Source organism: Micrococcus sp. MS-ASIII-49 (assembly GCF_000946635.1).
Lineage (GTDB): Bacteria > Actinomycetota > Actinomycetes > Actinomycetales > Micrococcaceae > Micrococcus > Micrococcus luteus.
This window is the reverse complement of sequence record NZ_JXSP01000167.1, coordinates 1-5,980: the sequence shown is the minus strand read 5'-3', so window position 1 is coordinate 5,980 and position 5,980 is coordinate 1. Positions and strand designations below refer to the sequence as shown.

Genomic DNA, 5,980 nt, shown 5'->3' with positions numbered 1-5,980 from the left:
GTGCGAGGCCCTCCCTCAAAGAATGTCCGGCGGCGACCTACTCTCCCACAACCTCCCGGCTGCAGTACCATCGGCGCTGTGGGCCTTAGCTTCCGGGTTCGGAATGGAACCGGGCGTTTCCCCCACGCTATGACCGCCGTAACCCTAACCCCACACCACCACCCTCAACACGGGCAACAGCAGGGAAACCTACGGGTCACACAACAGTGACACTATTCAACTCAAAACACCCCAACCACCCACCAACAAGCAGACAGCCGGTTGCAATCAGACAACCGCACAGTGGACGCGAACACCCACCCATCACCTTGAAGCAAGCAATAGGATAAGAGTGTGTGTAAGTCATCGGCCTATTAGTACTGGTCAGCTTCACGAGTCTTCAGTCCTCGCTTCCACATCCAGCCTATCAACCCAGTGTTCTAGCTGGGGGCCTCACACCCTCAAAGGGGCAAGGAAATCTCATCTCGAAGCCGGCTTCCCGCTTAGATGCTTTCAGCGGTTATCCATCCCGAACGTAGCTAATCAGCCATGCACCTGGCGGTACAACTGACATACCAGAGGTTCGTCCGTCCCGGTCCTCTCGTACTAAGGACAGACCTTCTCAAATTTCCAACGCGCGCAGAGGATAGGGACCGAACTGTCTCACGACGTTCTGAACCCAGCTCGCGTACCGCTTTAATGGGCGAACAGCCCAACCCTTGGGACCTACTCCAGCCCCAGGATGCGACGAGCCGACATCGAGGTGCCAAACCATGCCGTCGATATGGACTCTTGGGCAAGATCAGCCTGTTATCCCCGAGGTACCTTTTATCCGTTGAGCGACGGCCGTTCCACAACGAGCCGCCGGATCACTAGTCCCGACTTTCGTCCCTGCTCGAGCTGCCACTCTCACAGTCAAGCTCCCTTGTGCACTTGCACTCGACACCTGATTGCCAACCAGGCTGAGGGAACCTTTGGGCGCCTCCGTTACATTTTAGGAGGCAACCGCCCCAGTTAAACTACCCATCAGGCACTGTCCCTGACCCGGATCACGGGCCGAAGTTAGATATCCAGAGTGACCAGAGTGGTATTTCAACGGCGACTCCACGAACACTGGCGTGCCCGCTTCACAGTCTCCCACCTATCCTACACAAGTCACACCGAATACCAATACCAAACTATAGTAAAGGTCACGGGGTCTTTCCGTCCTTCTGCGCGTAACGAGCATCTTTACTCGTAATGCAATTTCGCCGAGTTCATGGTTGAGACAGCGGGGAAGTCGTTACTCCATTCGTGCAGGTCGGAACTTACCCGACAAGGAATTTCGCTACCTTAGGATGGTTATAGTTACCACCGCCGTTTACTGGGGCTTAAGTTCTCCGCTTCGCCGAAGCTAACGGGTCCCCTTAACCTTCCAGCACCGGGCAGGAGTCAGTCCATATACATCGTCTTACGACTTCGCATGGACCTGTGTTTTTGATAAACAGTCGCTTCCCCCTGGTCTCTGCGGCCCCGATCCCCTCACACCAGCACGTGGTGCTCAAGGTTGGGGCCCCCCTTCTCCCGAAGTTACGGGGGCATTTTGCCGAGTTCCTTAACCATGATTCTCTCGATCGCCTTAGTATTCTCTACCTGACCACCTGTGTCGGTTTAGGGTACGGGCAGTTTGAACCTCACGCCGATGCTTTTCTAGGCAGCATAGGATCACCGGATCACCCACCATGTGGGCGCCCATCAGGTCTCAGGCATACAGCCGGCGGATTTACCTACCGGCAGCCCTACACCCTTAGACCAGGTCATTTCCATTGCCCGGCCCGGCTACCTTCCTGCGTCACACCTGTTAATGCGCTTGCCTCCCCGGTTCAGGTCCCGCGCTCCCCATCACCGACCCCGTCAAAGACGGGGTTCGGGATGGTTCGGGCGGTTAGTATCACCGGCTCAACATGGACGGTTCTTCACTGGTACGGGAATATCAACCCGTTGTCCATCGACTACGCCTGTCGGCCTCGCCTTAGGTCCCGACTTACCCAGGGCAGATTAGCTTGACCCTGGAACCCTTAGTCATCCGGCGGACGGGTTTCTCACCCGTCTTTCGCTACTCATGCCTGCATTCTCACTCGTCCACAATCCACCAGAAGTTACCCGCTGGCTTCACCTCGTGAACGACGCTCCCCTACCCATCCAGCAAAACTGAATGCCACGGTTTCGGCGGTGTACTTGAGCCCCGCTACATTGTCGGCGCGGAATCACTTGACCAGTGAGCTATTACGCACTCTTTCAAGGGTGGCTGCTTCTAAGCCAACCTCCTGGTTGTCTCAGCAACTCCACATCCTTTCCCACTTAGCACACGCTTAGGGGCCTTAACCGGTGGTCTGGGCTGTTTCCCTCTCGACTATGAAGCTTATCCCCCACAGTCTCACTGCCACGCTCTCACTTCCCGGCATTCGGAGTTTGGCTGAAGTCAGTAACCTTGTAGGGCCCATCGTCCATCCAGTAGCTCTACCTCCGGGAAGAAACACGTGACGCTGCACCTAAATGCATTTCGGGGAGAACCAGCTATCACGGAGTTTGATTGGCCTTTCACCCCTACCCACAGCTCATCCCCTCCATTTTCAACTGAAGTGGGTTCGGTCCTCCACGCGCTCTTACACGCGCTTCAACCTGGCCATGGGTAGATCACTCCGCTTCGGGTCTAGGACACGCGACTCAATCGCCCTATTCAGACTCGCTTTCGCTACGGCTTCCCCACACGGGTTAACCTCGCCACGTATCACTAACTCGCAGGCTCATTCTTCAAAAGGCACGCTGTCACCCCACAAGGAGGCTCCAACGGTTTGTAGGCACATGGTTTCAGGTACTATTTCACTCCCCTCCCGGGGTACTTTTCACCATTCCCTCACGGTACTGATCCGCTATCGGTCAACAGGTAGTATTCAGGCTTACCAGGTGGTCCTGGCAGATTCACACGGGATTCCTCGGGCCCCGTGCTACTCGGGCAACCCTCCAACAGCGGCGGAACACATTTCGACTACGGGACTCTCACCCTCTACGGTCCAGCATCCACACTGGTTCGTCTATATGCCCGCACCTCACTGCGCCATGCCGGCAGACATGACAAGGAGGGGCCCACAACACCGCACATGCAACCCCTGCCGGGTATCACACACATACGGTTTAGCCCCATCCGCGTTCGCTCGCCACTACTAACGGAATCACTTTTGTTTTCTCTTCCTGTGGGTACTGAGATGTTTCACTTCCCCACGTTCCCTCCACCCGGTCTATGTGTTCAACCGGGGGTCACACGACACGTCGTGCGGGGTTTCCCCATTCGGAAATCCTGGTCTCAACGTCCGGTTATCGACTCCACCAGGCTTATCGTAGATTCCCACGTCCTTCTTCGGCTCCTGTTGCCAAGGCATCCACCATGCGCCCTTGGAAACTTTCACACACAATGAAAGTCCTCAAATGAGCAATATCTAACTAAGATGTCATTCTCGGCATCACCACACCTCACACACCACCCCAGGGGGGACAGTGCGATCAACGATGCAGCAACAAAAAAAATAAGATGCTCGCGTCCACTATGCAGTTCTCAAACAACAACCCACACCCCATCCACCAACCACACAGGCCAGCTTCACAAGATACGGAGACCAGAAACAACAACCCCAACCCTCACAGATCAGGGTGCCTGCTGTTCCAGGACCCAACAGTGTGCCAACACCAGCTCGCAGCCACCAACACCACCCATTCCAACCACACCCGCAAAGGCATGACGTACTCGAGCACTGCCGGCACCACCACTGGCACCATTCATTGATGTTCCACCCATGAGCAACCCGCCATCACACACGCGGTGATGCAACGGGCACTAATGCTCCTTAGAAAGGAGGTGATCCAGCCGCACCTTCCGGTACGGCTACCTTGTTACGACTTAGTCCCAATCGCTGGTCCCACCTTCGACGGCTCCCCCCACAAGGGTTAGGCCACCGGCTTCGGGTGTTACCAACTTTCGTGACTTGACGGGCGGTGTGTACAAGGCCCGGGAACGTATTCACCGCAGCGTTGCTGATCTGCGATTACTAGCGACTCCGACTTCATGGGGTCGAGTTGCAGACCCCAATCCGAACTGAGACCGGCTTTTTGGGATTAGCTCCACCTCACAGTATCGCAACCCATTGTACCGGCCATTGTAGCATGCGTGAAGCCCAAGACATAAGGGGCATGATGATTTGACGTCGTCCTCACCTTCCTCCGAGTTGACCCCGGCAGTCTCCCATGAGTCCCCACCATTACGTGCTGGCAACATGGAACGAGGGTTGCGCTCGTTGCGGGACTTAACCCAACATCTCACGACACGAGCTGACGACAACCATGCACCACCTGTGAACCCGCCCCAAAGGGGAAACCGTATCTCCACGGCGATCGAGAACATGTCAAGCCTTGGTAAGGTTCTTCGCGTTGCATCGAATTAATCCGCATGCTCCGCCGCTTGTGCGGGCCCCCGTCAATTCCTTTGAGTTTTAGCCTTGCGGCCGTACTCCCCAGGCGGGGCACTTAATGCGTTAGCTGCGGCGCGGAAACCGTGGAATGGTCCCCACACCTAGTGCCCAACGTTTACGGCATGGACTACCAGGGTATCTAATCCTGTTCGCTCCCCATGCTTTCGCTCCTCAGCGTCAGTTACAGCCCAGAGACCTGCCTTCGCCATCGGTGTTCCTCCTGATATCTGCGCATTCCACCGCTACACCAGGAATTCCAGTCTCCCCTACTGCACTCTAGTCTGCCCGTACCCACCGCAGATCCGGGGTTAAGCCCCGGACTTTCACGACAGACGCGACAAACCGCCTACGAGCTCTTTACGCCCAATAATTCCGGATAACGCTCGCACCCTACGTATTACCGCGGCTGCTGGCACGTAGTTAGCCGGTGCTTCTTCTGCAGGTACCGTCACTTTCGCTTCTTCCCTACTGAAAGAGGTTTACAACCCGAAGGCCGTCATCCCTCACGCGGCGTCGCTGCATCAGGCTTGCGCCCATTGTGCAATACTCCCCACTGCTGCCTCCCGTAGGAGTCTGGGCCGTGTCTCAGTCCCAGTGTGGCCGGTCACCCTCTCAGGCCGGCTACCCGTCGTCGCCTTGGTGAGCCATTACCTCACCAACAAGCTGATAGGCCGCGAGTCCATCCAAAACCGATAAATCTTTCCAACACCCACCATGCGGTAGGCGCTCCTATCCGGTATTAGACCCAGTTTCCCAGGCTTATCCCAGAGTTAAGGGCAGGTTACTCACGTGTTACTCACCCGTTCGCCACTAATCCACCCAGCAAGCTGGGCTTCATCGTTCGACTTGCATGTGTTAAGCACGCCGCCAGCGTTCATCCTGAGCCAGGATCAAACTCTCCGTAAAAAAATTACAGAACAACACCGTGGCAGCCGGAAATAACCACCACGACATCCATTCAATACCTAGCAGACCATCACCACACCACGGGGGTGGCAGGCGATGATCAACCAATATGTGTTAAAACAATTGGCATCAACAAACTTGGCACACTATTGAGTTCTCAAACAACAGGCGCTTCCAGCTTCAGCGACCCGCTCCGCGGGCCGTTTCGCTCTGGAGCAACTTCTCCATCCTAGACCATCCGTTTCGACCGTGTCAACTCCGTGTCCGAAGCATTCACCGTCCGTTCACATGGTCGGGCTAGAAAACCTTACCACGCGATCCGACAATGTCAACTCCGCTTCCGCAGGGCCAGACACTCACCGGACCATCCACGTGGAAGGCCTTGAAAAGCTTACCACATGATTCCCGGCTGTCAAACCAGATCATCTTCTTCAGGAATCCCGACCCGCATCACTGCCGGCCGCGCACCCGGTGAGCACCACCCGCCCTGGACCTGCCATTCTCGGCACGAATCCGCGGATTCTGTGTTCTTCACCCCGCCTCCCGGTCACCCGGTCGGCGTCTTGAGCACGAGATGGAACTCTACACACGAA

General features: G+C 56.1%; 3 rRNA genes. All 3 read right to left on the bottom strand.

Going from position 1 to position 5,980, the window contains the following annotated elements:
- Positions 1 to 24: 24 nt before the first annotated feature.
- The 3 genes from rrf to SJ20_RS10765 all read right to left on the bottom strand — a co-directional run bounded on the left by rrf (position 25) and on the right by SJ20_RS10765 (position 5,387).
- Positions 25 to 141: ribosomal RNA gene (rrf, locus tag SJ20_RS10775) — 5S ribosomal RNA — on the bottom strand.
- Positions 142 to 333: 192 nt separating this feature from the next.
- A 23S ribosomal RNA gene (locus SJ20_RS10770) occupies positions 334 to 3,425 on the bottom strand.
- 439 nt (positions 3,426 to 3,864) lie between these two features.
- Positions 3,865 to 5,387 (bottom strand): 16S ribosomal RNA (locus SJ20_RS10765).
- The 16S, 23S and 5S rRNA genes sit together here, the layout of an rRNA operon.
- Positions 5,388 to 5,980: the final 593 nt, after the last annotated feature.